The following is a 23,732-nucleotide window of genomic DNA, read 5'->3' as shown; positions in this document are numbered from 1 at the left end:
CCCGGCCCGGGCCCTCCGGGCGCACCCTGGGGGAATGCGCCGGCCGTACCGAGAAGGGCGGCCAGGTCGTGGTGGCGCATTCCTACTCGACACCCGATGTCCCCTGGCACACCATCTGGCGCACCCTGGCGAACCGTGGCGAATAGTCGCCCGGCAACTCTCACCGGGCTACTGTCAACTCAGCCGAGAACCTGGGGGCTTACGTGAGCGGACAACCCAACACCCGGCTCTCGGACCTGTTCGGCCTGGCCGGCTGGTCCAAGGGCGAACTCGCGAGGCTGGTCAACAAGCAGGCGGCGGCCATGGGCCACCCCCAGCTGGCGACCGACACCTCCCGGGTGCGGCGGTGGATCGACATGGGAGAGATCCCGCGCGATCCGGTGCCGCGGGTGCTGGCGGCTCTGTTCACCGAGCGTCTCGGCCGTGTCGTGACCATCGAGGACCTCGGTCTGGTCCGGCACGGGCGTACAGGGAAACGGCAGGGCGGCGGGAGCGCGGAACATCCCGACTCAGTGCCGTGGGCGCCCGAGCGGACTGCCGCGGTCCTCACCGAATTCACGGGAATGGACCTCATGCTCAACCGACGCGGCTTGGTGGGCGCGGGCGCCGCGCTCGCCGCGGGCTCCGCACTCAGCAGCGCCATGCACGACTGGCTGCACACCGATCCGGCCCTGACCGCCGACGCTCCCCGCCTCGACCAACCCCTGCACGCCGACCCCGCTGGGTTCGACCGCTACGAGGCCGCCCCCATCGGGTCGCAGGAGATCGAGGAACTGGAGCGCTCCGTGGAGGTGTTCCGCGCCTGGGACGCCGCCCGGGGCGGCGGTCTCCAGCGCAAGGCGGTGGTCGGCCAGCTCAACGAAGTGGGCGGCATGCTCTCCTACCGTCACCCACCCCACCTCCAGCGGCGCCTGTGGGGCGTCGCCGCCAACCTCGCCGTCCTCGCGGGATGGATGTCCCACGACGTCGGCCTCGAACCCACCGCCCAGAAGTACTTCGTCATCGCCGCCCACGCCGCCCGGGAGGGCGGCGACCGGCCGCGCGCCGGCGAGGCGCTGTCCCGGGCCGCCCGTCAGATGGTGCACCTCGGACGGCCCGACGACGCCCTGGACCTGATGAAGCTTGCCCAGTCCGGCTCGGGCCAGGAGGTCCTGCCGCGCACCAGGGCGATGTTCCACACCATCGAGGCCTGGGCACAGGCCTCGATGGGCAGGGGGCAGGCCATGCGCCGCACCCTGGGCCGGGCCGAGGACCTGTTCGTCTCCGACAAGGGCGATGTGCCGCCGCCGAGCTGGATGCAGCTGTTCAACGAGGCGGATCTGTACGGCATGCAGGCCCTGGCCTACCGCACGCTCGCGGAGTTCGAGCCGGGCGCCGCAGCACATGCCCAGCACTACGCGGACAAGGCGCTGGCCCTGCGGGTGGACGCCCAGCAGCGGTCGAAGATCTTCGACTTCCTGTCCATGGCCTCGGCCTGTTTCATCGCCGACGACCCCGAACAGGCGGACCGGTTCGCCCGGCTGGCCCTGGTGTCGATGGGGCAGAACTCCTCCCACCGCACCTGGGACCGGCTGCGCCAGATGTACCGGCTCACCGCGCAGTTCGCCGACTACCCGAGGATCCAGGAACTGCGCGAGGAGATCGAACTGGCGCTGCCGAGGCCGAGGGGGAAGGGCGGCAACACCGCGCCGGCGTGAGGGGAGGGCCTTGCCCTCTTCCGGCTGGGCCTCCTACGCGGTGACCCGAGCCACGAGCACGCAGGCGTCGTCCTCGCGGCGTTGCTCGCCGAACTCCCGTACCACCGCCCGGACACAGTCCTGCGCGGTGGCGGCCCCGGCGAGGTGCGGGCTCAGGGCGGCGAGCAGGCGGTGGGTGGCCGCCGCTCCCGCGTGCCCCGGCACCAGGCCGTCGGTGTGCAGCAGCAGCAGATCGCCGGGCTCGAGGGTCTCCTCGGCCTGCCCGTAGGACGTGCCGGGCGAGGCGCCGAGCAGCACGCCGTCCGGTGCGTCCAGCGCACGCCCCATCCCGCCGCGGAACAGCAGCGGGGCGGGGTGTCCGGCGCGCGCCCACACCAGCAGGCGGGTGCCGGGCCGGTAGCGCAGACAGACGGCGCTGCCCAGGGCGGGCTGCACGGCGGCGTCCAGCAGGCTGTTGAGGCAGGTCAGCAGCGGGCCCGGGGCGGTGCCGGCCATCGCCATGCCGCGTACGGCGCCGAGCAGCATCGCCCGGGCGGAGGCCACGCCGACCCCGTGCCCGGTCAGGTCGCCGACGCTCAGCAGTGTCGTTCCGTCGGACAGGTCGAGGGCGTCGTACCAGTCGCCGCCGATCCGGGGTCCCGTGGACGACGGCAGGTGCCGGGCGGCGATGTCGAGCTGGGGCGGACCGACGTGGGCATGCGCCGCCGTGCGCGGACCGGTGTGCGGGAGCCGCAGGGAGCCGTGCCATGCCGGGAGCACGGCCTCCTGCAGCTCGACCGCGAGCCGGTGCTCGGTCTGCGCGGCCGCCTGCCGCTGGTGGTGCAGCGAGTCACGGGTCTCGCTCACCGCCCTGCGGCAGCGGCGCAGTTCGCTGACGTCGCGCAGCACCGCCCACATCGAGGCGGTGCTGCCGTCGGCGCCGAGCACCGGTTCGCCCATCATGTGCACGGTCCGTACGCCGCCGTCGGGGCGCAGGACGCGGAACTCGCCGTCGATGGGCCGGGCGTCGACGAGGCAGCCCGTGACCATGGAGGTCAGTCTCGGCCGGTCCTCGTCGAGCACGAGGGAGGGCAGCTCGTCGAGGGTGAGCGGGGGAGCGGCGGGGTCGCGGCCCAGCACGGTGTACAGCTCCGGGGACCAGCTGGCCTCGTCGGTCAGCAGGTTCCACTCCGCACTGCCGACCCGGCTGAGCAGGGAGTCGTGCCGGGGGGCGGGTGGCGGGGGTGACTGCGGCCCCGAGGCGCGCGGCGGGTCGTCCCGCAGCTGCGCCAAGTGCTCGTCCAGGTCGTTGAGTTGATGCAGCGCCAGGTCGTACAGCGCGCGCTGGAAGCGTTCCTGCGGGTCCGCCCCGTCGGCCGGGGTGTCCCTGCGTACCGCGTCCACGTCGCCCTTGAGCCGCCGGGTCTGGGAGATGAGCGCGTCGACCGAGCCGCGCCCTGGCGGCTGGGCGGCTGAGCGGTCCGCGGAGAGGTGGGACGGCATGACGCACTCCGATGCGGGACGGTACGGCCTTCGAGACGGAGGGACCGTTACGACTGTTGCACAGCCCGCGACGGCCCGTAAGGGATTCGGCAACACACGATAAGGCGGTGCCGTTGGCATATGCCACCGTCTTCGCGGAGTTACTCAGGGGTATGGGGGGGAGGCCCGATCGACGGGCCAACTCCCATGATACGCAAGTGACTTGACGTGCGGTCGGCCAGTCCGTCGCGGCTCGGTCACCTGTTCGTCGGAAGGGCGTCTGTTCAGTACCGCAGCACCGCCGCCATCCCGTCCGCGTCCCCGAGCGTGCCGTCCGGGACGAAGCGGACCTCGGCGCCGGTCTCCAGGCACTGCTCGACGATCTCGTCCACGATGTCGTCGCGGGCGTCCAGATCACCGTTCGCGGCGATCACCAGATGCTCGCCGGTGTCGCGCACCGTCACCCGGTAGTTCTCCTCGACGGCCAGCAGCCGGACCCGGCCGTCCCTGGCGCTCTGCCACAGCTCGTCGACACCCGCCGCGAACTCCTTGCGCCCGCGGGCGGCTTCGAGCTCCTTGAGCACCTGCGCGGTGCTCTGCCGGGCCTCCTCCTCCAGCACCGGACGCATCGCCTGCCACACCGCCTCGTGGGTGCCGTGGGCGAGCCCGCCGTGCTGGACGTGCACGGCGTCCTTGGTGACGCTGCCGACCTCGCTCAGCGCGGACAGGGCGGCCGGCTCACCGGTGACGTACAGCGGCCGGGGGTGGCGGCGCAGCACCGCGTCCATCGCGGCGTCGGCGTCCCGCAGGAAGTGCCGGGTGCCCTCGTCCCGGAACGCGCTCGGCTGGTCGCCGATCCGCTCCAGCCGCTCGGGGTCGAAGTTCTCCGCGCGCCGGGTCATCGGGAAGCCGCCGTCGCGCTCCTCGACGACCCGGTCCACACCGCCGCTCCACAGGGTGATCCGGTCGGCGGAGACGGACAGCACCCAGAACGGCCGTTCCGCCGTGTGGGCGGAGACCAGGTTGCGGGTGAGGAAGGTGTCCGAGAGCACCACGCGCTCGGGCACGGACCGCGCCAGCGACCACACCTGGTGCTCGCCGGGGGCGGCGAAGATGACCAGGCCGTCCTCGGAGTGCGTCAGATCCACCTCGGACAGCGCCCGGTCGAGCTGACGGGCCACCTCGGTCCGCCGGTCCCGGGTGACCGCGGGATCCGCCTCCAGCTGCCGCTTGGCCTCGGCCACCACGTTGCGCAGCCGCACGGCGTCCTGGGTGTTGAGCGGATCGCGCCGGTGCGTCGGCGTCAGCACGGACACCGCCGGGTAGGGGCGCGGACGGCGCAGTTCGGCAAGGGTCGCGGGGCTCAGATCGTGCTCCATGACAGCACCATAGAGCCGATTCCGCTGTAGGGCATTCGGGGCAATTCGTCGACGGCCGGGGGCCGGGCGCGGCGAGCCCGCCGGCCGGCGCCCCGCCCTCGTCGGGCGCCGCGGTGACGGTGCCCCGGGGCACAGCCGGGTCCTGCTACCCGCGCTCGTCCTCCTCGGCGCCGCAGGAGCTGCCGTGCTTGGGCAGCGAGCCGTACAGGAGGAAGTCGTCGACCTTGCGCTGCACGCACTTGGAGGAGCCGTAGCCGGTGTGGCCCTCGCCGCGGTGGTCGAGCACCACCGCCGCGGAACCGAGCCGCTCGGCCGTCTGCACCGTCCACTCGTACGGCGTCGCCGGATCGCCCCGGGTGCCGACCAGCAGCATCTTCGGCGTGTCGAGGTCCTTGACCCGCTCGCGGATGTAGTCGGTCCCCTTGGGGCGGCCGTGGCACAGCAGCACCTGGGCGAGCCGGTAGCGGCCGAAGACCGGCGAGGCCTGCTCGTAGGCGTCCCGGAGCCGGGCCAGGTCACGGGTCACCTGCTCGGCGGGCGGGCGGTCGGGATCGTCCGCGCAGTTCACCGCCATCAGCGCCGCCGGCAGGTTGTCCAGGGGAACCTCGTCCTCGTCGACCAGAGGGTCGTCGGAGCGCACCGTCACCGGCTCCGGCTCGGGTACCGGCACCGGCACGGGCACCGGAATCGGCATCGTCACGCCGCCCGTCGCGAACGCCTCCACACCGCGGGTGTCCCCGTCCTCCATCAGCTGGGCGAGCGCCCGTTGCAGCAGCGGCCACAGCTCCTTGCTGTACAGGCCCTGTCCTATGGCACCGGCCAGATCCTGACCGGTGAACTCGAAACCGAAGTCCGTGGGCACCGGGTTCTCGTCGAGCGACTCGACCAGATCCACGACCTGCTGCCGGGCGGCACGCGCATCCTGCCCGAACGGACAGGCGATGTCCTCGGTGCACCAGGCGAGGAAGTTCTCCAGCGCCTTCTGCTGTCCCTCGGCGCTCACCAGCCCCTGCTCGGTCAGCGGCTCGGTCAGGGTGTCCACCCCGTCCAGCGCCAACCGCCCCACCCTGTCGGGGAACTGGGCCGCGTACACCGCGCCCAGCCGGGTGCCGTAGGAGAAGCCCAGGTAGTTGAGCTTGTCGTCGCCGAGGACCTCGCGCATCAGGTCGAGATCACGGGCGACGTCCACCGTGCCCATGTGGCGCAGCACCGGCCCCGAGTGCTCGGCGCACGCGGCGGCCACCTCGCGCAACTGCCGCAGCATGCCCGCCGGGTCGGACATGTCCTCGCCGTCGGTGACCTCCAGCGCCTGGCTGGTGGCATCCTCGCCGCAGCTGACCGGTGCGGACCGGCCGACGCCGCGGGGGTCGAAGGAGACCACGTCGTACTCGTCGGTCAGGCCCATGAACTCCTTGCCGCCGTGCGCGAGTCCCAGGACGCCGGAACCGCCGGGACCGCCGAAGTTCAGCAGCACCGATCCCCTCGGGTCGCCGGTGCCCCGGTAGCGGGCGAGGGCCAGGTCGAGGGTGCCCTTGTCGGGCGCCGCGTAGTCGAGGGGCACGGTGATCTTCCCGCACTGCAGGTCCTTCGGCATGTCCGTGCCCTTGCACGCCACCCACTTGATCTTCTGGTCGGTGAAGCGGCGGAGGTCCGGGTCCTCGGCGCCGACGGCCGGGAGGCCCGCGCCGAGCAGGGCGAGCCCCGCCGCCGCGGTGACGGCGCAGCGCCGGACCGAGGGTCGCACGGACAGCTTGGCCAGCATCGATGCCTCCAGGGTCGCCGCCCCACAGCGGGCCGGGAACCGGCGCCCTCGCCCACGATAAGCGGGCCCCGCGGGCCTCGCCTGTCGGCCGGACGGCCCCTGCGCGCGTCGGCGGGGCGAGGTCCCGGCCCCCGTGAGTTCGAGTGCTTTGCCGGAGTTTCGAGCAGCGGGGCGCCCGATGGGGTGAACGGGAAGTGACTTACGGATAAGCCATAACTCGGATGGTGGGCCCGCGTTCTACCGGGTGCGGGCGAGTGCCCGCGACCATGTCTGGAAGGCAGGGACCTATGAGACGGGTTACCCGTAACGGTGTGATCGCCGTCGCGGCCGCGTCGGGCGCGATGGGCGTCGCCATGCCGGCGTACGCCGATGCCGGGGCCGAGGGAGCCGCGGTCGGCTCACCCGGGGTGATCTCCGGAAACACCGTTCAGCTCCCGGTGCACGTCCCGGTGAACGTGTGCGGGAACACGGTGAACGTGGTGGGGCTCCTCAACCCCGCCGCGGGCAACACCTGCGTCAACGAGGACTCGGGCGGCGGGCACGGCGGATCGTCGGCGTCCTCCGGCGGTGCGTCCGCCGAGAGCACCGCGCAGGGCTCACCGGGCGTGGTGTCCGGCAACGGTGTGCAGTTGCCCGTCGACCTGCCGGTCAACGTCAGCGGTAACAGCGTGAACGTGGCCGGCGTCGGCAACGGCGCCGTCGACAACGAGTCCGTCAACACCTCGGGCGAGAAGCCCGACCGGCCGGACGAGCCGGAGCCCGAGCGGTCCACCCCGCCGCGCCCCCTGCCCGCCCCGGTCCCCGACCCGGCGCCGCAGACCGCCGGCGCCCTCGCGGAGACCGGCGCCGACCACACCCTGCCGGTCGTCGCCACCGGCGCGGCCTTGTTCCTCAGCGGCGTCGCCCTCCACCGCCGCTTCCGCCCACGCGGGGACGGCTGAACGCTGTGCGCCCCGGCCCCGGCCGGGAGGCCCGCGGCGACCACCCGCCGGGGTCACCCGTGACCGGGCTTCCGCCTGCGGGGGCCGGCCGGTGCCCCGACCCGGTCTCGCGGCACCGGCGGATGCCACCCGGTGCCGGTGTCCGGGCGGTGCGTCGAGTCAGCCCTGTGCGCGGTGGAACCGCCGGTGCAGCTCCCTGACGGTGTCCGTCAGTTCGGGGACGGGGCCCTGCACCGTCACCCCGGGGGCGACCTCCCCCACGGGCAGGGGCCGCACCGGCGGGGCGGGGACACCCAGCTCGGCGAGCCAGCTCGTCAGCTGCTCGGAGGAGGCCACGTACACGATGCGGCCGAGACCGACCCAGGCGTGCGCCGCCGCGCACATCGGGCAGTGCTCACCGGAGGTGTACACCGTGGCGGCGGCGCGGTCCTCCGGTGTCATGTGCTCGGCCGCCCACCGCGCCAGGGCGAACTCGGGATGCCGGGTGCGGTCCCCGGAGGCCACGCGGTTGTGGTCCTCGGCGAGCACGGTCCCGTCCCCGGCGACGAGGACCGACCCGAACGGCTCGTCACCGGTCTGAAGCGCCTCGGCCGCCAGCTCCACGCAGCGGCGCAGATGGGCCAGCTCGGCATCCTTCACGACCATGGGCGTCCTCCCGTGACGACGGTGCGGTCGACGGCCACCCTAGGCCGTGTCGTCACCTTCCCGCCTGCCTGGCGACGCCATGCACGTTCCCCCACTGCCTTGAGGGCGTGGGAGGTGCCCCCACTCGCCGCGCCGGGCGCCGACCACGTACAACCAGTACGCCGGTCGACGCCCGGCACTCCCCCAGCCTCCGGCCGGGGGGACCCCCGGAGCACGCACCTGACGCCGCCAGGCCCGCCCTTCGGGCGGACGCCGGGAAGGTGACGACAGGGCCTGAGCGCGCGCTCCGACACGTGGGAGACCGTCCCGGTGCCGCCGTGAGCAGCCCCGTAATCGCGTTGCCCCGCTCGCCGTGCCGGTGGTGGAGTGGGTCCCATGGATCATGCCGGCGCACTCGCCCTGTTCGATCGTGACCAGCGTGCGGGAGCACGGCCCGACGGCCCGGGCGCTCGCGTCGAGCGCACCGGGGCCGTCGTGCGGCAGACCGCCCCCGAGCACGGCTGGAACGGCGTCCTGTGGTCCGCCCTGGACAGGACGGACGCGGACGCGGCGATCGCGGAGCAGATCGCCCACTTCTCCGCGCTCGGCCTCGAGTTCGAGTGGAAGCTGTACGGCCATGACCTCCCCGCGGACCTCGGGCGGCGGCTCGTGGCGGCCGGCTTCACCCCCGGACCGGAGGAGACGCTGATGATCGCCGAGGCCGCCGAGCTGGACCTCGGCACCGAGCCGCCCGCCGGCATCCGCCTCCTGCCCGTCACCGACCGGGCCGGCGTCGAGATGATGGCCGACGTGCACGAGCAGGCGTTCGGCGCCGACGCGTCGCGGCTGCGCCGTGCGCTGCTCGCCCGGCTCACGGCCGGCCCCGGCACGGTCGTCGCCGTCGTCGCCCTCGCCGGTGGCGAACCGGTGAGCGCCGGGCGGATGGAGCTGGTGCCCGGCGCCCAATTCGCCGGGCTCTGGGGTGGCGGCACCGTCGCCGGGTGGCGCGGCCGGGGGATCTACCGGGCCCTGGTGGCGCACCGGGCACGGATCGCCGCCGAGCGCGGCTACCGCCACCTCCAGGTCGACGCCTCCGAGCAGAGCCGCCCCGTCCTCGAACGCCTCGGCTTCACCGCTCTCACCACGACGACTCCGTACGTGTACGTGCCGTGACGACGTCCCGCGCGGTCGCGATGTCACATCCGCGGCCGCCCGATGCGTCGCACGGTCATGATGAGCATCCACAAGAACCAGCGCGTCCTCCTCGCCGGCGCCCAGGGAGTGCTCGGGCGGCACGTCACCCGTGAGCTGACGAACGCCGGGCACCAGGTCACCGGGCTCGGGCGGGGGCCCGGCAACGACATCCGGGCCGATCTGACGGACCGCGACGCACTGCTGCGGGCCGTCGACGGGCACCGTTTCGACACCGTGATCCACGCCGCGACGGCCCTGCGCAAGCCGCCGATGCGACACCGCGACATGGACGCCACCAACAGGCTGCGCACCGAGGGCACGGCCCACCTCGTCGAGGCCGCCCGGGCCACCGGCGCCCGCCGCTTCGTCGCCGAGTCGATGGTCTTCGGCTACGGCTACGGGGACCATGGCGGCCGTGTCGTCACCGAGGAGGACCCGTTCGGCCCGCCGGGCGCCGATCCGGCGCTGGAGCGCCACATCGCGGGCATGCGCACCAAGGAACGCCTCACCTTCGAGACCGCGGACCTCGAGGGCATCGCCCTGCGCTTCGGCCTGTTCTACGGCCCCGGCGGCACCGATGCCCTGCTGCCGCTGCTGCGCAAGCGGCAGCTGCCCGTCCCGGGTGACGGGGACAGGGTGCTGCCGTGGGTCGAACTCGGTGACGCCGCCCGCGCCGTGGTGGCCGCCGTGGAGCGCGGGCGCCCGGGGCAGGCGTACAACGTCGCCGACCGCACCCCGCTCGGCTTCCGTGCCCATCTCCTGTGCGTGGCGGAGGAGTTCGGGCTGCCGGAGCCGATGACGGTACCCCGGTGGCTGATGCGGCCCATGTCGTACGCGCACACCGTGATGTCCACGACGCTGCGGGTGTCGACGGCCAAGGCGGAGCGCGAGCTGGGCTGGACCCCGGCGCACCCGTCCGCTCGGGAGGGCCTCGCGGCGATGCGGGCGGGGATGCCCGCGAGGAGCCGTTGAGGGCCGGCGGCCCCGACCGGTGCGGCGGGGTACGCGTGCGGGTCCGGTGCGGCGGGGTACGCGCGCGGGTCCGGGGCGAGCACCTCACACCGTGCTCGCCCCGGACCCGTTCTCCGAATGTGCCTCGCGCCGCTGCCGGTGGCCGTCAGCGGCGTGCCTTCGCCCGGTCCAGTGCGGTCACCCCGAGCGCGGCGAGGCCGATCTGGATCAGCCACTCGACCCAGTCGACGCCCTTGGTGTCGGCCACCCCGAACGCCGCCGCGATCGCCGAACCGATGAGTGCGGCCACGATGCCGACGAGGATCGTCCACAGAATCCCGATGCGCTGGCGGCCCGGGACCACGAGTCGGCCCAGGACGCCGATGACAATGCCGATGACGATGGCACTGATGATGCCGTCGATCTCCATCTCGCCCCTCTTCCTCCTGACCCCCGCTGTAGAGCGTGTGCCCCATGGCGCCGGGGACAGTCACCCCGCCGTGGCACGGACGGCGGACGGCCGGAGAAGGGGCCGGCCCGCGGCGGGCGCGGGCCGGCGCTCGGCTCCCTTCACGACCGGGGGGAACGGCCTGGGCTAAGGCCGTGGGGTGCTCTTGGCCGCCGTGGCGACGCACATCAGGCCGAGGAGCAGGGTCAGGGCGCCGATGACGACGTTGTTCCAGATGACTCCGGCGTCCGGGCTCTCGCCGACGATCCACGGCGAGATGATCATCCACACGCCGAGGGCGCACATGGCTCCGCTGAGGCCGTACATGCGCGCCGGGGCCGCGGTGAACCCGAGGGCGAGCAGGCCGATCGCGATGCCCACGATCAGGTTGTGGGGCACGAGCGCGGGCTGGCTCGTCGTGTAGTGCACTATCCACGGGGACACCGCACAGTACAGACCGAGCAGGAACACCGGTCCGTCGACGAGGACCACGTCACGTCCGCCGAGCATGCGCTCGTAGCGGGCCCGCATCTCCGATGCGTCGGGGTGGGTCGTGATGTCGCCGCTGGGGTGCGAGACGTTGGCCATGGGTCGTCTCCTTCGACTAGCAGGCCTGACCGCGTCTGATGCGGTATGCGGTAAGCGCCGCGTAGGTTTAGTTTGCGCTTATTTTCCCTTTATGTGTAGAGGTCAGACGGGGGTGCCGCGACATGTCCGCGCCGAACCGGGGCAGGCGCTCGGACAGGACAGACAGGACAGACAGGACGTGACCAGGAGTCACAGGTCGACAGGAGGTGTCCGCCCCCATGGCTGCGACGTCGGGAGCGAAGGTGCTGGAGCGGTTCCCCGCGGGGTCGCCGCGCGGATCGTGGCCGGCGGAGGAGTACGCGGCGCGGTGCCGCGCCGAGGGGGAGCCGGCGACGGTGGTCATGGACCTGAGGTCCGACGCCTTCCTCGTCGTGGTGCCGCCGGAGGACGACTGACCGCGATGCGAGACCGGCCGGGATCTCCTTGACGGTCCCGGCCGGCGATCTGCCACGGTCTCCGGCATGACCACGCGACTGGACGTCACGCGGCGACGGCTCGTCGACCTCGCACGCGTCTCCAGCGCCTGCTGCAGCACCGCGGTCTGATCAGAGCCCTCGCCGCCGATCTCCGCAGTGCCTCACGCCGCACCCCGGGGCGTCCGCGAGCCGCTTCTCCCTTGCGCCTGCACCCAGGCATCCTGCACAGGCGCCTGAATCCAGGCACCTGAATCCAGGCATCCGATGCGCGGCGCCCTGCGCGCCCGTCGATCCGGATGCCCGCTCCTGCCCTCCCGCCGCGAAGAGGGCCCCCATGGCCACCGTCCTGTCCGTCTCCGGCAGCCCTTCCGCCTCCTCACGCACCAACCGGCTCCTGCGCATTGGTGGTTCCACGAGCCCATGTGCTGGCGATCGACTACGCGTTGCGCCCGGTGCTGAACCCCATGGGTGCGGCGCACATAGTGCAGGGCTGGTTCACCCTTGACCGGCACATCACCGCGCACGACGACGGCTCCCCGACCCTGGCGCCCGAGGCCGGCTGAGGGACGTTTCCCGTGCGGAGGCGGCCGGGGGCGAGGGGGAAGAGCGGATCGACTGGTCTAAACCCTTGACTGGTACAGACCAAAGCGGTTGAGTGTGCCCGACACCCCCCACCACGGCCGCCCCCACGCCGTGACCGGCCCGCGCCGGTGCGCGCGGTCGAGGGCCGCGTTCGCGCTGTCCTCGCGCGGGAGCGGCCGTGTCCCGCAAAGGAGTTGATCCCTTGTCGAGACGCCGCTTCGCCGCAGTCACGGCCGCGCTCGTCCTGGCCGGCAGCGCGCCGGTCCTGCTCCCCGCCGCGTCCGCCTCGGCCGCCGCGTGCTCCAGTTATCCGAGCTGGGTGGCCGGACGGTCGTACAACGCCGGTGACATCGTCCGCTACACCGACGGCAAGGCGTACATCGCCGAGCACGCCAACCCGGGCTACGACCCGACCATCAGCACCTGGTACTGGGAGCCGTACGCCTGTGACCACGGCCCCGGAACTCCCGTCGGCACCTTCGTGGTGACGGAGGCTCAGTTCAACCAGATGTTCCCGAACCGGAATCCCTTCTACACCTACAGCGGGCTCACGGCCGCGCTGAGCGCCTACCCCGGCTTCGCCAACACCGGCAGCGACACGGTCAAGAAGCAGGAGGCCGCGGCCTTCCTCGCCAACGTCAGCCACGAGACCGGCGGTCTGGTGCACGTGGTGGAGCAGAACACCGCCAACTACCCGCACTACTGCGACTGGAGCCGGCCCTACGGCTGCCCGGCCGGGCAGGCCGCATACTACGGGCGCGGTCCGATCCAGCTCAGCTGGAACTTCAACTACAAGGCCGCGGGCGACGCACTCGGCATCGACCTGCTGGGCAACCCGTGGCTGGTGCAGAACGACGCCGCGGTGGCCTGGAAAACGGCCCTGTGGTACTGGAACACCCAGACCGGCCCCGGCACCATGACCCCGCACAACGCCATGGTCAACCAGGCCGGTTTCGGCCAGACGATCCGCAGCATCAACGGCTCCCTGGAGTGCGACGGCAGGAACCCGGCGCAGGTGCAGAGCAGGGTCAACGCCTACCAGCGGTTCACGCAGATCCTCGGGACGTCGCCCGGCGGAAACCTCTACTGCTGACGTACCGCTGTCGCCGCACGGCAGGGCGTGGTGTCATGCACCTGACCACCTGGGGCGGCCACCTCGGCGGCCGCCCCTCGGACGAAGGGGCACACCCCATGCGCACCCCCCACGCCCTGCTGGCCACGACCGTCACGGCCGCCGCACTCGCCGCGGCGGTCGTGGCACCCGGACCCGCCGCCGGCGCCGAGACGGTTCCGCCGCCCGGCGCCTACTACGTCCAGAGCGCCGTCACCGGGCTCAACGCGGCCGACCGCACCGGAGCCGTGGAACAGCACCGGCCCCGTGGCGACGAGGGCCGCCAGCAGTGGAACCTGCGGGCGAACGGCGGCACCTACCTCCTGGAGAACACCGACAGCCCCGGCACCTGCCTCGGCCGCGCGGCCGACCGGGCCCGGACCGTCGGCTGCGCGAGCCAGGACGCCCCGTGGACGATCAGCCCCGCCGGGGCCGACCGGTTCACCCTCGGCGTCCCCGGCACCGACCGCCGCCTCACCCTGGCCCCCAGGCCGTCCGGCGCCGCCTACCCCGCCCAACTCGCCGTCGGCACCGGCGCGGACGACCTCGCCGCCTGGTACCTCACCCCCGTCGACCCGGTCACCGGCCCCATGCCGGCCCCGGACCGCCGCACCCTGGACCAGGTCACCTTCCTCACCGCGCACAACGCCTACGCCAACGGCGTCGACGGCGGCTTCGCCCCGCCGTTCGTGAACCTGTTCCCCAACCAGAGCCGGGGTGTCGAACGCCAACTCGCCGACGGCGTACGGGGATTCATGATGGACGTCCACCAGACCCCGGACGGCGCCCTCCTCTGCCACAACAGCTGCACCCTGGTCAGCAGACCCGTCGCCCTGTGGGTCGGCCTCCAGCGGATGGTGGACTTCCTCGAGGCCCACCCCGACCAGTTCGTCACGGTGTTCCTGGAGGACTACGTCGACCCGGGTGTCCTGCGTGCCGAACTGGCCCGGGTGGACGGCCTGTCGGACGTGCTCTACCGGCCGGACCGCACCGGCGTGCGCGAGCACGGCTGGCCGACCCTGGCCGAACTCGCCGCCGCCGGACACCGCCTGCTGATCCTCACCGACCGCAGCCGGGCCGCCGACGAGGCCGCCGGGCTCACCCGGGACAGCTTCGGCGTCATGTACCAGCGAGAATGGACCGTCGAGAACCACTGGTCCATGGGCTCGGGCGTGGGCACCTCCGACTGGTCCTGCTACAGCCGCTGGTACGACGCCGGCACGAACGTCCCGCTGACCCGTACCGAGCCCGGCTTCCGTCCGCTGTTCGTCATGAACCACTTCCGTGACGTTCCCATGGCATCCACGGCGGCCACGGACAACGCCAAGCTCGCCGACCGCGCCCGCCGCTTCTGCCAGCCCGCGGCCCGCAAGAAGCCCAACTACCTGGCCGTCGACCGCTACGACCTCGGCGACCCCGCGTCCGCGGTGGCCGCCCTGAACACGTACACGTATCCGATCACGGGGTAGCGGCCGCACGGGGCGGTGCACCGGGGCACGTGCGGCCGGTGCACCGTGCCCGGACGGCAGCCCGCGCCCCTTCGGGACGCCTCGGGCGGGGGCCCTGCTCCTGGTGACGCGGGTCCGCTGCCGCGGCGGTGGGGACCGGACTGGCGTCCGGTCGGGTTTTACGTATAACCTCTCCGGTCAATCCCACCTCCCGAAGGGTCATGATGAGACGTGTCGCGCTGGTCACCCTGGTCGTCGACGACTACGACGAGGCGATCCGCTTCTACACCGGTGCGCTCGGGTTCCGGCTCGTCGAGGACTCGCCGCGCGGCGACGGCTCCCGGTGGGTCGTCGTGACGCCCGACGGTGAGGGCGCCGGGACGGGACTGCTGCTGGCCCGCGCCAAGGGGGAGCGGCAGCGGGCCCGGGTCGGTGACCAGACCGGTGGGCGGGTGGGGTTCTTTCTCCACACCGACGACTTCGACCGCGATCACGCCCGGATGACGGGCGCGGGCGTGGTCTTCCTGGAGGAGCCGCGGCGCGAGCCGTACGGCACGGTCGCCGTCTTCCAGGACCTGTACGGCAACCGCTGGGACCTCCTCCAGCCCGCCGCCTGACCGACCCGCAGTTCCTCCGTGACGTCCCGCCCCAGGAAAGCACCGCTCATGAACTCTACGCGCATAGACAACGCCACCCTCCGCCGGCTGCCGAAGGCCGTGCTGCACGATCACCTCGACGGCGGTCTGCGCCCCGCCACCGTGGTCGAGCTGGCGGAGGCCGTCGGGCACACGCTGCCCACCACCGACCCCGACGAGCTCGCCGCCTGGTACGTCGAAGCCGCGAACTCCGGGGACCTGGTGCGGTACATCGCCACCTTCGAGCACACCCTCGCGGTCATGCAGCACCGGGAGGGACTGCTGCGGACGGCCGAGGAGTACGTCGTCGACCTCGCCGCGGACGGAGTGGTGTACGGCGAGGTCCGCTACGCGCCCGAGCTGATGACCAAGGGCGGGCTGACCCTGCCCGAGGTCGTCGAGACCGTGCAGGAGGGCCTCGCCGCCGGGATGGCCAAGGCCGCCGCCGCCGGCACGCCGGTGCGGGTCGGGACGCTGCTGTGCGGCATGCGCATGTTCGACCGGACCCGCGAGACCGCGGACCTGGCCGTCGCCTTCCGGGACGCCGGTGTCGTCGGCTTCGACATCGCCGGTGCCGAGGACGGCTTCCCGCCCGCCGACCACCTGGACGCCTTCACGCACCTGCGCCGCGAGAACGTGCCCTTCACCATCCACGCCGGTGAGGCCCACGGCCTGCCCAGCATCCACCAGGCCCTCCAGGTGTGCGGCGCGCAGCGCATCGGACACGGGGTGCGCATCACGGACGACATCCCCGATCTCGCCGCCGGCAAGCTCGGCCGCCTCGCCGGCTGGATCCGGGACCGGCGGATCGCGCTGGAGATGTGCCCCACCTCCAACCTCCAGACCGGCGCCGCGACCTCGATCGCCGAGCACCCGATCACCGCGCTGAAGGACCTCGGCTTCCGCGTCACCCTCAACACCGACAACCGGCTCGTCTCCGGCACCACCATGACCCGGGAGATGTCCCTGCTGGTCGAGCAGGCCGGCTGGACGGTCGAGGATCTGCGGACCGTCACCGTCAACGCCGTGAAGAGCGCCTTCCTCCCGTTCGACGAGCGCAACGCCCTGATCCGGGACGTGATCCTGCCCGGCTACGCCTCGGCGCTCTGAAGCAGCCCGCGGACGTACGCGGCCTGTCCGACGTGCTGGAGATCGTCGGACAGGACGCTGACCAGCCGCACCCCGAGGGTGACCGGCGGATCCCAGCGCTCGTCGACGATCCGCTCCAGGTCCTTGGCGGCCAGCGCGCGCAGCGCCCCCAGCGTCTGCTCGTGCACCGCGTCGTAGTAGCCGGTCAGCAGGTCACCGGAGTCGACCCGCACCTTGGCGACCTTCGCCGAGGTGTGGCCGTACCCGGTGTCATGGCGCGGCAGCCCGAGCCCGAAGCGCTTCTCCCAGTTCTGGGCGAGCCACACCTGCTCCAAGCCGAAGGCGTCGGCGATGTGGTCGTCCTGGACCCGGGTGAGGTGCCAGATCAGCCAGGCGACCGAGTTGGCGTCGGGGCCGGGCCGGGCCGTCAGGTCGTCCGGCCCGAGGCCCTCGACGGCGGCGTGGACTTCTTCCCGGATGCGGCCGTAGCCGTCGATGAGGATGTCCTTGGCATGCATGGGTCCACCCTCGCGCATCCGGGCGCCTCACGCGCCCCCGTGGTCCAGCAGGGCCATCAGCGCCCGGGCCGCCGGGCTCGTGGCCTGCGGCCCGGGCAGCAGGGCGACGGTCTCGTACACCGCCTCGCCGGTGTCCTTCAGCGGCAGCGCCGTCAGCGCCTCCCGCTTGTGCCGGAAGTGCCGCGGTACGACGGCGATGCCCAGGTTCTCGTCCACCAGGTCGAGCAGGCTGTGTACGTCGTTGACCTCCAGCGCCACCGTGCGCCGGACGCCCGCCGCGGCGAACGCGGCGTCGGTCGCGCGCCGCGGCCCCCAGTCGGGGTGGAAGTCGACGAACACCTCGCCGGCCAGATCGCTCGGCGTCACCGGCGCCCCGGCCCGCGCCAGCCGGTGGTCGGGATGGCACAGCACCGTCATCGGCTCGACCGTCAGTGACACCGACCGCAGCTGGTCCGCGTCCGCCTCCGTCCGGTACGCGAAGGCGAGGTCCAGCCGCCCCGCCGCGACCTCCTCCGCCAGCGCGCCCGAGCCCCACTGCCGCAGCCGTATCTCCACGTCCGGGTGCCGCCGCCGGAAGGCGGCCAGCAACTCGGCCACATGCACCCCGGCGATGCACTGCTCGGTGCCGACCGCCAGCGTGCCGCGCAGCACGCCCTGCACCGCCGCGACCGCCTCGTGCGCGGCCCGCACCTGTGCCAGGATCCGCTCCGCCTCCGCAAGCAGCGCCCGCCCGGCCTCCGTGAGCGTCACCCGGCGGGTGGTGCGCACGAACAACGGCGTCCCCAGCTCCCGCTCCAGTGCCCGGATCGAGGCGGACAGGCCCGACTGGGAGACCATCAGCCGTTCCGCCGCCCGGGTGAAGTGCTGGTCCTCGGCGACGGCCACGAAATGCTGGAGGTGACGCAGTTCCATGATTGAGAAGCGTAACCGCTGAATTCCATCGGATTCTTCTGTTGGACCACTGCCCGCAGGTCACGACAGAGTAGACGGCGACGCATCACCCCCTACGTCGAGATCCTCAGGAGTCGCGTTGTACACCCCGCACCCCGACCGTTACGCGGACATGCCCTACCGGCGCACCGGACGCAGCGGTCTGCAGCTCCCCGCGCTCTCGCTCGGTCTGTGGCACAACTTCGGCCCCGACCGCCCCGCCGAGACCCAGCGCGCGATCCTGCGCCGCGCCTTCGACCTCGGCGTCACCCACTTCGACCTCGCCAACAACTACGGCCCGCCGCCCGGCGCCGCCGAGTCCGCCCTCGGGGAGGCCCTGAAGGCCGACTTCGCCCCGTACCGCGACGAGCTGGTGATCTCCACCAAGGCCGGCTACCTGATGTGGCCGGGCCCGTACGGCGAGTGGGGCTCCCGCAAGTACCTGCTGTCGTCGCTGGACCAGAGCCTGAAGCGGATGGGCCTCGACTACGTCGACATCTTCTACTCGCACCGCTTCGACCCCGACACGCCGCTCGAGGAGACCATGGGTGCCCTGCACTCGGCGGTCCAGCAGGGCAAGGCGCTCTACGTGGGCGTCTCGAACTACTCGGCCGAGCAGACCCGCGAGGCCGCCCGCATCCTCGCCGACCTGGGCACCCCGCTGCTGATCCACCAGCCGCGCTACTCGATGCTCGACCGCCGCCCGGAGCAGGAGGGCCTGCTCGACGCCCTCGACGAGCTCCGGATCGGCTCCATCGCCTACTCCCCGCTGGAGCAGGGCCTGCTCACCGCCCGCTACCTCGACGGCATCCCCGAGGACTCCCGGGCGGCGAGCGACAGCCCCTTCCTGAACACCGACGCCCTCACCGAGGACCTGGTGGCGCGGCTGCGCACGCTGAACGAGATCGCCGCCTCGCGCGGCCAGAGCCTCGCGCAGATGGCGCTCGCCTGGGTGCTGCGCGGCGGCCGGGTCACCTCCGCCCTGGTCGGCGCGAGCAGCCCGCGGCAGCTGGAGGACAGTGTCGCGGCCACCCGCGACCTCGACTTCGACGCGGAGGAACTGGCCCGCATCGACGCGGCCGTCAAGCAGTAGCGGCCCTCACAGCCGCTCCTCGAGGCGCACGGTGACGGTGTCGCCCTCCTCCTTGCCGATGGCCTTGCGCAGCTCGGCCTTCACGGGGAGCTTGTGGGTGCCGTCGCCGAGCGCCATGAAGGAGCTGCGGAACGGCTGCCCGTCGATGGTCCCGCGGACCTTGACCAGTCCGCGGGTGCCGAAGAACTCGGCGGATGCGGGCCAGACCAGATAGGTCCAGCCGCCCTCGGCGGGGCTCTTGCGCAGTACGGCGGTGAATTCCGCGTCCAGTGATCCGGTGCCTGCCATGACGTCCTCCGCTCGGGATGTTCCCTCGCCCTCTCGGACTCCACGGGCCGCCGGAACTCATCGCGGACGCTTTCGGCCAACGAGTGCGCGCATATGCCAGAGAGACTGGCCGGAAACCCGTGGTGACAGTGTTTCAGCGGTGAACATACTCGGGGTGCGGGACCGTTTCTGCGGGGGAGGCCGCGTGCACGACGAATTCCTGTGCCACGTCACGGCGTACGGCGTCTGCGACGGCCGGCGCATCGGCGTACCGCTCGGCACCTACCGGGCGCCCACCCTCGCGCTCGCCCTGTGGTGGCTGAGGGACCGCGCCTGCTGGATCGCCGAGCGTCTCGACCCCCGGCCCGAGGCCGAGCACTTACCGCAGGGCGCGCTCGTCCCCGTCCCCGACGACGTGCCCGACGTACCCGCCGTACTGCGCACCTGGTGCGCCGACCCGGCCCGGCAGGAACAGGTCGCCGAGGCGCTGGCCGCCGGGCGGCTGGTGCGCGTCGTCACCGGCGACGACACCACCGAGTACGAACTGCTCGCCGAGTCCGTGGACGCCCTGCGCATGCAGCGCGCCGCCCCCGTCCTCGGCGTCCCCGTCGCCTGAGACGCGCGCCCGCACCTGGGCGTACGACGTGAGGCACTCGAACAGACTAATCGGTAGAATCCAGACATGGCGGAGCGGCCCGGCGCGCCGGAGCTCGTCCTGGAGACCGAGTCGGGCTCCACCGTGATGAGCCCGGTCCGCGACTACCACGTCGGACGCGACCCGTTGAGCGACATCGTCATCGACGACGCCCGGGTCTCCTGGCACCATGCCGTGCTGCACGCCAACGGCGGCCACTGGACGCTCAAGGACACCCACAGCACCAACGGCACCTACGCCGACGGCAGTCGCGTCCACGCACGGGACGTCGGCCCCGGCACCGTCATCCGGTTCGGCAGCGCCACCGACGGACCGCGTGCCGTCCTCGCCGCCCCCGCACGCAACCGCCCCTCGGCGGTCTCCCACCCCGCCCTCACCCACACCTTCCGGCAGCCCACCTCCGTGCGCCCGCTGCCGACCCGCACCGTCCGCATCGGCCGGGCCGCCGACAACGACCTGGTCGTCGACGACCTGATCGTCTCCCGGCACCACGCCGAGCTGCACGTCCACGTCGACGGCACCTACGAGATCGTCGACCTCGGCAGCCACAACGGCACCTACCTCAACGGCGTCGCGGTCGACCGGGCCGACATCGGCCCCGGCGACATCGTGGGCATCGGGCACTCCGACTTCTGCCTGATCGGCGACGAACTCCAGCAGTACGTCGACACCGGCGAGGTCTCCCTCGACGTCCAGGACCTCACGGTCGCCGTCGACCGGGGCACCAAGACCCTCCTCGACCACGTCTCCTTCCCGGTGGGGGAGAAGTGCCTGCTCGGGGTCGTCGGCCCGAGCGGCGCCGGCAAGTCCACCCTGATGAACGCGCTCACCGGACAGCGCCCCGCCGACGAGGGCACCGTCCTCTACGACGGACGCGACCTCTACCACGACTACGCCGAGCTGCGGCAGCGCATCGGCCTCGTCCCGCAGGACGACATCCTGCACACCCAGCTGACCGTGCACGCCGCGCTGTCCTACGCCGCCGAACTGCGCTTCCCGCAGGACACCGCCAAGGCCGAACGCCGGGCCCGGGTCGACGAGGTGATCCGTGAACTCGGCCTCGAGGAGCGGGCCCGCCAGCACGTGCACAGCCTGTCCGGCGGCCAGCGCAAGCGGGTCAGCGTGGCGCTGGAACTGCTGACCAAGCCGTCACTGCTGTTCCTCGACGAGCCGACCTCCGGCCTCGACCCCGGCATGGACCGCTCGGTGATGCACATGCTGCGCGGCCTCGCCGACGACGGCCGCACCGTCATCGTCGTCACCCACAGCGTCCTCAGCCTGGACGTCTGCGACCGTCTCCTCGTCCTCGCCCCCGGCGGCAGGGTCGCCTACTACGGCCCGCCCGGCGAGGCCCTCGCCTTCTTCGGCTTCGAGCACTGGCCGGAGGCGTTCGAGGCGTTCGAGCACCAGCAGGACCGGGACTGGGCGGGGCAGTACCGGGAGTCGCCCTTCCACCGGCGCTACGTCGCCGAGGCCGCCGCCCAGCCGCAACGGCCCCGCGAGGACCCGGTCCTGGTCGGACCGCCGCCCGAGCCGCGCCGCTGGGGCGCCCAGCTGAGCACCCTGGTCCGCCGCTACACCGCGGCGCTCGCCGCGGACCGCACCTTCCTCGCCATCATGATCGCGCTGCCGTTCGTGATGGGCGCCATGGCCCGTGCCCTCGCCGGCGGCGAGCTGACCCGCAAGTCCGCCATGAACACCCTGCTCATCCTGTGCGTCGGCGCGGTGCTCACCGGAGCCGCCAACGCGGTGCGCGAACTGGTCAAGGAGCGGGTGATCTACCAGCGTGAGCGGGCCGTGGGCCTGTCCAGATCGGCGTACGTGATGTCCAAGGTGGTCGTGCTCGGCACGGTCACCGCGCTCCAGGCCGTGGTGCTGACCCTCGTCGCGCTGGCCGGCGTGGACCTGCACGCACCCGGCGGCGAAGGCGTGGTGATGCCGCCCCTTGTCGAGATCACCGTCGCGGTCGCGCTGCTCGCCTTCGCCGCGATGATGCTCGGGCTGCTGGTCTCCGCCATGGTCCCCAAGGAGGAGGTGACGATGCCGCTGCTGGTGCTGCTGGCCATCGTCCAGGTCGTCTTCTGCGGGGCCCTGCTGCCGCTCGCCGACGTGCTCGTCCTGGAACAGATGGCCTGGCTGGTGCCGGCCCGCTGGGGGTTCGCGGCGATGGCCGGCACCATCGACCTGCCCGCGCTGTCGCCGGGCGACCTGAGCAGCGACCCGCTCTTCGCGCACGCGGCGGACGTGTGGCTGCTGTCCGTCGGCATGCTGCTCGCCCTGTCGCTGGTCTTCGGCCTGCTGGTCGCCCGCCTGCTGCGGCGCCAGGAGCCCGCGGTGATGCGGAAGTAGGCGCCGGCGATGACGGACCCCGGCTTCCGGCCCACGCACGTCGTCCCCGGCGACGGCCTGCCGGCCTGGGAGACCCCCGACCCCGGCCGGCCCACCGTGCCGCTCGACCCGCTGCTGCCGGTGCAGCTGCTTCAGCGGCGCGGCGACTGGGGCCAGGTGCTGTGCTCCAACGGCTGGTCGGCATGGGTCGACGGCCGCCGCCTGCTCGCCGTGCCCCGGGACCCGCCCGCCGCCGACGCCCCGATGGCCCGCACCGCCGACCCGCGGCCGCTGCTGCTGCGCGCCGAGGAGACCCTGGCCCGCTACCGGGCCGCCGTCACCGCCCTGGCCGACGGCAGCCTGGACGGCGAGGCCTTCCAGGCCCGCACCCGCGGGCTGCGCATCGGACTCGTCGTCGACGGGGACTCCGTATGGCTCTACGACCCCGACCACGGGCGCTGGGTGTACACCGACGGCACCGCGCTGCACACCCACGCCGCCGACGCGGCACCGCGCGCCGCACCGGAACCGTCCGGTCATCCCCCCACCCAGGTCGTGACCGACGGACCCACCCGGGTCGTCGCCCCCGACGGAGACGCGCGATGACCGGCGACACCAGCCTCTTCGCGGGCCGGCCCACCGACCTGACGGGACGCCGGGTCGCCGGCTACCGCATCGAGCGGGAGATCGGCCGCGGCGGCATGGCCGTCGTCTACCGGGCCCACGACCTGCGCCTGGACCGCACCGTCGCACTGAAGCTGCTCGCCCCGGACCTCGCCCGCAACGACACCTTCCGCCGCCGCTTCACCCACGAGTCCCGCACCGCGGCGGCCATCGACCACCCGCACATCGTGCCCGTCTTCGAGGCCGGCGAGACCGAGGGCATCCTCTACATCGCGATGCGCTACGTCGACGGCAGCGACCTGCGCCGGCTCCTGGACCGCGAGGGTCCGCTGCCCGTCCCCGCCGCACTGCGCATCGCCGCGCAGGTGGCCTCCGCGCTCGACGCCGCCCACGAGCGCGCCCTGGTGCACCGGGACGTGAAGCCCGGCAACATCCTGGTGGCCCACGGCACCGACAGCGACCACCCCGAGCACGTCTATCTCACCGACTTCGGCCTGACCAAGAAGTCGCTCTCCCTGACCGGGTTCACCACGGTGGGTCAGTTCGTCGGCACCCTCGACTACGTGGCCCCCGAGCAGATCTCCGGCCGCCCGGTCGACGCGCGCTGCGACGTCTACGGCCTCGCCTGCGTCGTCCACGAGACCCTCACCGGCCACCCGCCGTTCCGCCGCGACGACGACATGGCCCTGCTGTGGGCCCACCAGTACGACGACCCGCCCCCGCTGACCGCGGCCCGGCCGGACGTCCCGCCGCAGGCCGACGCGGTGTTCGCCAAGGCCATGGCCAAGAGCCCCGACGACCGCTACGCCTCGTGCCGGGACTTCGTCACGGCCCTGCGGGGCGCCACCTCGGGCGGCGGGGGAGGAGCCGTCGAGGGGGTGCCCGCCACACAGGCGGTCCCGCGCGCCGCCGCGCCCGCGGCCGAGGCCCGGCCGAAGCCTCCGCCGGACTGGGCCCGGCCGGCCTTCGGGCCGGAGGTCTAGGCAGCCAC

At 72.8% G+C, this 23,732-nt stretch carries 23 protein-coding genes and 1 pseudogene; 15 read left to right on the top strand and 9 right to left on the bottom strand.

The window, feature by feature from the left end:
• Positions 1-203 precede the first annotated feature (203 nt).
• Positions 204-1,697 (top strand): hypothetical protein, encoded by a 1,494-nt coding sequence (locus AB0412_RS12045; RefSeq protein ID WP_366402428.1) that lies wholly within the window; start codon positions 204-206, stop codon positions 1,695-1,697.
• Between the two features lie 33 nt (positions 1,698-1,730).
• On the opposite strand, the gene AB0412_RS12040 is transcribed toward AB0412_RS12045, so the two are convergent.
• The 3 genes from AB0412_RS12040 to AB0412_RS12030 form a co-directional block, all read right to left on the bottom strand.
• Entirely contained in the window at positions 1,731-3,179 is a 1,449-nt protein-coding gene (locus AB0412_RS12040; protein ID WP_366402427.1) for a SpoIIE family protein phosphatase, read from the bottom strand.
• Positions 3,180-3,442: 263 nt separating this feature from the next.
• A complete protein-coding gene (locus AB0412_RS12035) occupies positions 3,443-4,537 on the bottom strand; it encodes a chemotaxis protein (protein WP_366402426.1) in 1,095 nt (364 codons plus the stop codon).
• Between the two features lie 145 nt (positions 4,538-4,682).
• Positions 4,683-6,299, bottom strand: coding sequence for an alpha/beta hydrolase (locus tag AB0412_RS12030; RefSeq protein ID WP_366402425.1), 1,617 nt, complete (start codon positions 6,297-6,299; stop codon positions 4,683-4,685).
• Positions 6,300-6,586: 287 nt separating this feature from the next.
• Between AB0412_RS12030 and AB0412_RS12025 the strand changes: the two genes are divergently transcribed.
• Positions 6,587-7,240, top strand: a complete 654-nt coding sequence (locus AB0412_RS12025) for a chaplin (protein WP_366402424.1) — start codon at positions 6,587-6,589, stop codon at positions 7,238-7,240.
• Between the two features lie 159 nt (positions 7,241-7,399).
• Here AB0412_RS12025 and AB0412_RS12020 read toward each other — a convergent pair whose 3' ends face one another.
• Positions 7,400-7,885, bottom strand: coding sequence for a nucleoside deaminase (locus AB0412_RS12020; protein ID WP_366402423.1), 486 nt, complete (start codon positions 7,883-7,885; stop codon positions 7,400-7,402).
• A gap of 375 nt (positions 7,886-8,260) precedes the next feature.
• On the opposite strand from AB0412_RS12020, the gene AB0412_RS12015 reads away from it, so the two are divergent.
• Both AB0412_RS12015 and AB0412_RS12010 read left to right on the top strand, forming a co-directional pair.
• Positions 8,261-9,037 carry a GNAT family N-acetyltransferase gene (locus AB0412_RS12015; RefSeq protein ID WP_366402422.1) on the top strand — a complete coding sequence of 259 codons (777 nt, stop codon included), beginning with the start codon at positions 8,261-8,263 and terminating at the stop codon, positions 9,035-9,037.
• A gap of 42 nt (positions 9,038-9,079) precedes the next feature.
• Positions 9,080-10,030: an NAD(P)-dependent oxidoreductase gene (locus tag AB0412_RS12010; RefSeq protein WP_366402421.1), complete on the top strand. Its 951-nt coding sequence runs from the start codon at positions 9,080-9,082 to the stop codon at positions 10,028-10,030.
• A gap of 145 nt (positions 10,031-10,175) precedes the next feature.
• Here AB0412_RS12010 and AB0412_RS12005 read toward each other — a convergent pair whose 3' ends face one another.
• The gene (locus AB0412_RS12005) at positions 10,176-10,439 is read right to left on the bottom strand and encodes a GlsB/YeaQ/YmgE family stress response membrane protein (protein WP_366402420.1); all 264 of its coding nucleotides are present in this window, start codon (positions 10,437-10,439) and stop codon (positions 10,176-10,178) included.
• Between the two features lie 165 nt (positions 10,440-10,604).
• Complete coding sequence (locus AB0412_RS12000; protein WP_366402419.1) at positions 10,605-11,045, bottom strand: SPW repeat protein; 441 nt, start codon at positions 11,043-11,045, stop codon at positions 10,605-10,607.
• Positions 11,046-11,263: 218 nt separating this feature from the next.
• Here AB0412_RS12000 and AB0412_RS11995 point away from each other — a divergent pair, with 218 nt between their 5' ends.
• From AB0412_RS11995 to AB0412_RS11970, 6 genes and pseudogenes are all read left to right on the top strand, one after another.
• Positions 11,264-11,440, top strand: coding sequence for a hypothetical protein (locus tag AB0412_RS11995; protein WP_366402418.1), 177 nt, complete (start codon positions 11,264-11,266; stop codon positions 11,438-11,440).
• Positions 11,441-11,864: 424 nt separating this feature from the next.
• A pseudogene (locus AB0412_RS11990) lies at positions 11,865-12,018 on the top strand (FMN reductase (NADPH)); the annotation flags it as partial.
• Positions 12,019-12,245: 227 nt separating this feature from the next.
• Positions 12,246-13,136 carry a glycoside hydrolase family 19 protein gene (locus AB0412_RS11985; RefSeq protein ID WP_366402417.1) on the top strand — a complete coding sequence of 297 codons (891 nt, stop codon included), beginning with the start codon at positions 12,246-12,248 and terminating at the stop codon, positions 13,134-13,136.
• 98 nt (positions 13,137-13,234) lie between these two features.
• Positions 13,235-14,623, top strand: coding sequence for a phospholipase (locus AB0412_RS11980; protein WP_366402669.1), 1,389 nt, complete (start codon positions 13,235-13,237; stop codon positions 14,621-14,623).
• Positions 14,624-14,826: 203 nt separating this feature from the next.
• On the top strand, positions 14,827-15,219 hold the full coding sequence (locus AB0412_RS11975) for a VOC family protein (RefSeq protein WP_366402668.1): 393 nt from the start codon (positions 14,827-14,829) through the stop codon (positions 15,217-15,219).
• Between the two features lie 48 nt (positions 15,220-15,267).
• Positions 15,268-16,347 (top strand): adenosine deaminase, encoded by a 1,080-nt coding sequence (locus AB0412_RS11970; RefSeq protein WP_366402416.1) that lies wholly within the window; start codon positions 15,268-15,270, stop codon positions 16,345-16,347.
• Here the strand turns inward: AB0412_RS11970 and AB0412_RS11965 are convergent.
• Both AB0412_RS11965 and AB0412_RS11960 read right to left on the bottom strand, forming a co-directional pair.
• Entirely contained in the window at positions 16,329-16,844 is a 516-nt protein-coding gene (locus tag AB0412_RS11965) for a DUF664 domain-containing protein (RefSeq protein WP_366402415.1), read from the bottom strand. The two genes, AB0412_RS11970 and AB0412_RS11965, sit on opposite strands and share 19 nt — an antisense overlap.
• A gap of 27 nt (positions 16,845-16,871) precedes the next feature.
• Positions 16,872-17,756: a LysR substrate-binding domain-containing protein gene (locus AB0412_RS11960; RefSeq protein WP_366402414.1), complete on the bottom strand. Its 885-nt coding sequence runs from the start codon at positions 17,754-17,756 to the stop codon at positions 16,872-16,874.
• Between the two features lie 118 nt (positions 17,757-17,874).
• Between AB0412_RS11960 and mgrA the strand changes: the two genes are divergently transcribed.
• The gene (gene mgrA / locus AB0412_RS11955) at positions 17,875-18,867 is read left to right on the top strand and encodes an L-glyceraldehyde 3-phosphate reductase (protein WP_366402413.1); all 993 of its coding nucleotides are present in this window, start codon (positions 17,875-17,877) and stop codon (positions 18,865-18,867) included.
• A gap of 6 nt (positions 18,868-18,873) precedes the next feature.
• Here mgrA and AB0412_RS11950 read toward each other — a convergent pair whose 3' ends face one another.
• A complete protein-coding gene (locus AB0412_RS11950; protein WP_366402412.1) occupies positions 18,874-19,155 on the bottom strand; it encodes a DUF1905 domain-containing protein in 282 nt (93 codons plus the stop codon).
• 184 nt (positions 19,156-19,339) lie between these two features.
• Here AB0412_RS11950 and AB0412_RS11945 point away from each other — a divergent pair, with 184 nt between their 5' ends.
• The 4 genes from AB0412_RS11945 (at position 19,340) to AB0412_RS11930 (ending at position 23,724) form a co-directional block, all read left to right on the top strand.
• Complete coding sequence (locus tag AB0412_RS11945; RefSeq protein ID WP_366402411.1) at positions 19,340-19,750, top strand: hypothetical protein; 411 nt, start codon at positions 19,340-19,342, stop codon at positions 19,748-19,750.
• A gap of 66 nt (positions 19,751-19,816) precedes the next feature.
• Entirely contained in the window at positions 19,817-22,138 is a 2,322-nt protein-coding gene (locus tag AB0412_RS11940; RefSeq protein ID WP_366402410.1) for an FHA domain-containing protein, read from the top strand.
• A gap of 9 nt (positions 22,139-22,147) precedes the next feature.
• Positions 22,148-22,723, top strand: coding sequence for a hypothetical protein (locus AB0412_RS11935; protein ID WP_366402409.1), 576 nt, complete (start codon positions 22,148-22,150; stop codon positions 22,721-22,723).
• A complete protein-coding gene (locus AB0412_RS11930) occupies positions 22,720-23,724 on the top strand; it encodes a serine/threonine-protein kinase (RefSeq protein WP_366402408.1) in 1,005 nt (334 codons plus the stop codon). The genes AB0412_RS11935 and AB0412_RS11930 overlap by 4 nt, the downstream gene beginning before the upstream one ends.
• Positions 23,725-23,732: the final 8 nt, after the last annotated feature.

Source organism: Streptomyces sp. NPDC052012 (assembly GCF_040689265.1).
Taxonomy (GTDB): Bacteria; Actinomycetota; Actinomycetes; order Streptomycetales; family Streptomycetaceae; genus Streptomyces.
The sequence above is the reverse complement of the archived record's forward strand: the minus strand, read 5'-3'. Positions and strand labels throughout refer to the sequence as shown.